Below are 2,304 nucleotides of genomic sequence, written 5' to 3' on the forward strand. Positions count from 1 at the left end.
AGCCGAACCCCCAGTCGGTCGGCAGCGCGTGGGGATAGAACCACTTTTCGGCGAAGACCCAGAGAAGCAGGTTGGAAATCGGCCCGAAGATCAGGAAGGCCAGCCCCCCCAGCCCCAGCGCGCGGGGGATCCACAGCAGACGTTTCATTGCCGCTCCTTCAGGCCGAGGCGCAGACAGAGGATGGCGAATGCCCCGGTCATCAGCAGGGAGACGACCCCCAGCGCGTTGGCCACGCCGTAATCGCCATAGGCATTGATGCGAAAGGCGATGTCGGCGGTGATCATGGTGGGCGACTGGGCATTGATCATCAGCGGCACCGACAGCACCGACATCATCGTGACGAAGGACAGGATCAGCCCCGTCATCAGCCTGCGCGCGCCCTGGGGCCGCACGATGTCCCACAGCGCGCGAAACCGCGAGGCGCCGAGATTGCGCGCCGCCTCGATCGTGCCGCGGTCAAGGGCGGGCGGCCATCGCGCCGGCCAGCAGCGGCGTGACAACGGGTGTCTGCTTCCTCACGAAGGCAAGGACGATGCCGCACCAGTCGAGCCAGCTGCCAAGCATCGCCGCATCAGCCAGGCCCGGCGTCGAGAAGCTGGCATCCAGCGGCCAGCGGCAGAGCCAGCGCAGGATCGCAACGGCGCGCGGGTTCTGGCCCAGCGTCAGGTAGCCCGCGATGGCGGTCGCGATCAGGCCGGTCAGAAGGATCGACAGACCCACGCTCAGCAACGTGAACAGGATGTCGGCCCGGTAAAGCTCGGCCAGCTTCACGAAATTGGCCAGCCCCCGCCCCTCGGGCGTGCGAAAGGCCCCCTCGACCGAGGCCGCCAGCGGCAGCACGAAGAAGACCAGCACCGACAGCAGCGCCGGGGCGACAAGCGCCAGCCCCGCCAGCGGCAGGGCCGCGCGGCGGCGCAACGGGGGGCGGCCTGGGGCGGTCTGCATGGCGGTCGGGGCCGGTTGGCCCGACCCGAAGGGGCCGGGGGCCGTCACTGGGCAAGGTGGCGTTCATGGGCTTCGAGGATCGCGTTGTTGTAGGGCGCGATCGGGAAGGGCTTGCCCCGGATCGCCAGATCCTCGGGCGCGACATCGGTGAAGAGCCTGGCCCGGGTCTCGGGGGGCAGCGCGGCCTCGACATGCCGGGTGTCGATGCCGGGATACCAGTTGAACCGCTTGACGATGCTCTCGGCCTGCACCTCGGGGCTGGTGGCCAGTTCGATGAAGGCCCGCGCCAGGTCGCCATGGGGCGCCCTGGCGGGGATGACGTAATGCATCGGCTGGCCGGGCATGCCGGGGGCGGCGAGCACCAGGCGGAACTCGGGCGGAAGCTGGCCGTTGGCCTGCCAGGAATAGAACATGTCCACCCAGACCGGGCCGATGGCGATCTCGCCGCGCGCCAGCATGTCCAGCGTCCCGGCATTGCCTGCGGTCAGCGTGGCAGTCTTCGTGAAGGCGGCCAGATCGTCGAAGGCCGCGGTCCAGCCCCGGACTCGGCCTCGCCGAAGGGGCCGTTCATCGGCTTGTCGGCATCGCCCGCGCCATAGGCATGGACCCAGCCCATGACGAAACTGACGCCGGAGGCGCCGCCCTTGATGCCGTCATAGCCGAACTTGTCCGTGTTCTTGGCGACCCAGAGCTTGTCTCATGACTTTTTCTGGTTCCCTTGCGAAAAGGGAGCTGCTGTCCGGCACCCCAAATATGCCGGACAGCGGCGGGGGACAGGATGGCGGTGGCGCGCGGCGAGGCCGAGGGCCGCAAGGCCCCCGAGCAGCAGCAGCGCGCTGGCCGGAAGCGGGACCGGCTGCACATCCGCAAGGCTGGCAACCGTGACCACGACACCGGCAAAGACCCCGTTCCCGGCCGCATCGGCAAAATGGACGAAGGGATCAAGCCCGAGGCCGAAGCCCGAAAGCGTCATCAGCGCGCCACCCTCATGGCCGGGGACGGCGTCCGGCAGGAACTCCATCGCATCGACGGAAGGCCCCGCCTGAAGGACCACCGCCAGGGTCTGATCGACGTCGAAGACGGCCGCAAGCGGATCGCCAGGGCTGACGAGGATCTGCACGCCCAGCCCGGCCGAGCCATCGCCATTGTCGCGCGGGAACAGGTCGGCATCGCCGCCGCCGGTCTGCACCAGCGCCCGGTCGGGTCCGAAGGCGGGCAGCGCCAGCACATCGGGGTCGATCCCGGCGATGCCGAACTCGCTGGCCTTGCCGAAAGAGATGTCTCCAGGATCGCGCCTCATGTCGTCCCCCGCCTGCATCGGTCCGTTCTGGACCTGACCCGGACTGCCCGCGCGGCGG

The 2,304-nt window shown here is 69.1% G+C and carries 5 protein-coding genes; all 5 read right to left on the minus strand.

The genetic code is table 11. The features are described 5' to 3' along the window. Positions 1-144: 144 nt before the first annotated feature. Positions 145-501, minus strand: a complete 357-nt coding sequence (locus ENN83_RS12770) for an ABC transporter permease subunit (RefSeq protein ID WP_287187552.1) — start codon at positions 499-501, stop codon at positions 145-147. After that, positions 458-946 carry a hypothetical protein gene (locus ENN83_RS12775; protein ID WP_287187554.1) on the minus strand — a complete coding sequence of 163 codons (489 nt, stop codon included), beginning with the start codon at positions 944-946 and terminating at the stop codon, positions 458-460. Before ENN83_RS12775 ends, ENN83_RS12770 begins: the two co-directional genes overlap by 44 nt. 44 nt (positions 947-990) lie before the next feature. Continuing rightward, positions 991-1,461 (minus strand): extracellular solute-binding protein, encoded by a 471-nt coding sequence (locus tag ENN83_RS12780; RefSeq protein WP_349760128.1) that lies wholly within the window; start codon positions 1,459-1,461, stop codon positions 991-993. Beyond that, complete coding sequence (locus ENN83_RS12785; protein WP_287187555.1) at positions 1,431-1,562, minus strand: hypothetical protein; 132 nt, start codon at positions 1,560-1,562, stop codon at positions 1,431-1,433. The genes ENN83_RS12780 and ENN83_RS12785 overlap by 31 nt, the downstream gene beginning before the upstream one ends. 81 nt (positions 1,563-1,643) lie before the next feature. Then, on the minus strand, positions 1,644-2,304 hold a 661-nt coding region (locus ENN83_RS12790), incomplete at its 5' end, for a VPLPA-CTERM sorting domain-containing protein (RefSeq protein ID WP_287187557.1).

The sequence above is a fragment of the Rhodovulum sp. genome (genome assembly GCF_011048875.1).
GTDB lineage: Bacteria > Pseudomonadota > Alphaproteobacteria > Rhodobacterales > Rhodobacteraceae > Rhodovulum > Rhodovulum tesquicola.